At 72.8% G+C, this 1751-nt stretch carries 1 protein-coding gene; it reads left to right on the top strand.

What is annotated here, in order from left to right; all coding sequences use genetic code 11:
• Window positions 1-59 precede the first annotated feature (59 nt).
• Window positions 60-1751 (top strand): 13E12 repeat family protein (locus Amac_RS53385; RefSeq protein WP_155362078.1); only part of this gene is annotated, 1692 nt, incomplete at its 3' end.

Consider the following 1751-nt stretch of genomic DNA (forward strand, 5'->3'; position numbering starts at 1 on the left):
TGCCGGATAGCGTGAGCGTAGTTGTTCGGATCCGCCGGAGCGAAAGGGGGGCGTCTTCCATGCTCGGGTCTCTGCTCGACGTGCGGGATTCCTCCCGTGCGGGGGGCGCCCGCGGACGCGAGCTGCCCGCGTTCCTGAAGGGCACGGTGCTGGATCCCGAGTACGTCCCGCCCCAGCGTCCCGCCGACGACGCCCACAGCGACGCGGACGGCGACACATACGGCGACGCGGGGCAGCAGAACACTCCGCAGCAGAACACACGGCAGCAGTTCCTCCCTGGCCCCTCCACCGACCCTGGCCGCTCGGCCGACCCTGGCCGCTCGGCCGACGCCGACGCTGGCCGCTCGGCGGGGCCGGAGGCCTGGGGCGAGCCGGTGGGTTCGGGGGTGCTGGTGGCCGAGTTCCGGCAGCTCGCCTCCCGGATTGCGGTGGCCGACCTGCCGGAGGATGCCGGGTTGTGTGTGGGCGAGACGGAGGACCTGCTGTTCGCCCAGGACCGGCTGAGCTCGGCGATCGCCGCCCGCGTGGGACGCGTCCACGCCACCGGTGAGGCCAGGAGCGCCGGCAGCGGCGGGCACGCCTCCACCGGGACCTGGCTGCGCGCCTCAGCGGGGATGAGCGATGCGGGCGCCTCCCGTCTGATCCGGCTCGCCATGCAGCTGGCTCGGCTGCCTGTCGTCCGGGATCGGTTCGCGTGCGGCACGCTGGCCGAGGGGTCGGCCGAGGCGATCAGCCAGATCACCACCCACCTGAACGATGCCCAGGCGGCGCTGGCCGAGCCGATCCTGCTGGATTTGGCCGACCACGCGTCCCCGGCGGAGATCGGCAAGGCCGGGCGATACCTGCGTGAACTGCTGGACCCGGGCACCCTGGACGATGACGCCGAAACCGACTACGCCACCCGTTCCCTGCTGGTCCGCCCGTCCAGTACGGGCGGTGTAGAGGGGGAGTTCCGGCTGCCGCGTGAAGCCGGCGCCCGGCTGCGCGAGTTCCTGGCCGCCTACGCCAGGCCGAAAGGCAAAGACGACGACCGCCCGCTCCGGGTCCGCCAGGCCGACGCCCTGTCAGCGCTGCTGGCCAAGAAGGTCACCACCGAACTGCTGGTCCTGGTCCGCGCCGAATCCCTCCCCACCGACCACCCCAGACACGACCACCCCAGACACGACCCCCCCACAACCGACCACGCCGGCACCGGCCACCCCGCACATGACGCCGACTCCACCCATACGGCCTCCACCGCGGCCTCAGCCACGCCCGCTACGGGGTGGCCGCCATCGCAGAACACATCCGGACGCGCCGACACCGCTGACCCCGACACAGCCGCGGCCGACCCCGCTGACCCCAACACCGCCAACGCCCACACCGCCGACTCCAGCGATACTCGGCCCGGGACACCTCCGGCCGGTGACCGCTCGACCTGCCACGCGAGCGGCCCCCGCCACACCGGAAGCACGGGTTCAGCCAGAGCAGGTACCGACAGCACGGGTTCGGCCAGAGTAGGTGCCACCAGCACGGGCACGGGTTCAGCCAGAGCCGATGCCAGCAGCGCGAGCACGGGTTCGGCCAGGGCAGGTACCGGCAGCGCGAGCACGGGTTCGACCGGGACGGGTGCCGGCAGCGTGGGCACGGGTGAGGGGCCGGTTAGTGATGCGTGCAGGACCTGTGGGCACGCGCCGGACCGGCTGGCGCCCGGGCTGCTGATCGCCACCGGGCAGCTGCTGCCCGTCTCCGACGTTCACCGGCTGGCTCGT

It is taken from the genome of Acrocarpospora macrocephala, assembly GCF_009687865.1.
Classification (GTDB): domain Bacteria; phylum Actinomycetota; class Actinomycetes; order Streptosporangiales; family Streptosporangiaceae; genus Acrocarpospora; species Acrocarpospora macrocephala.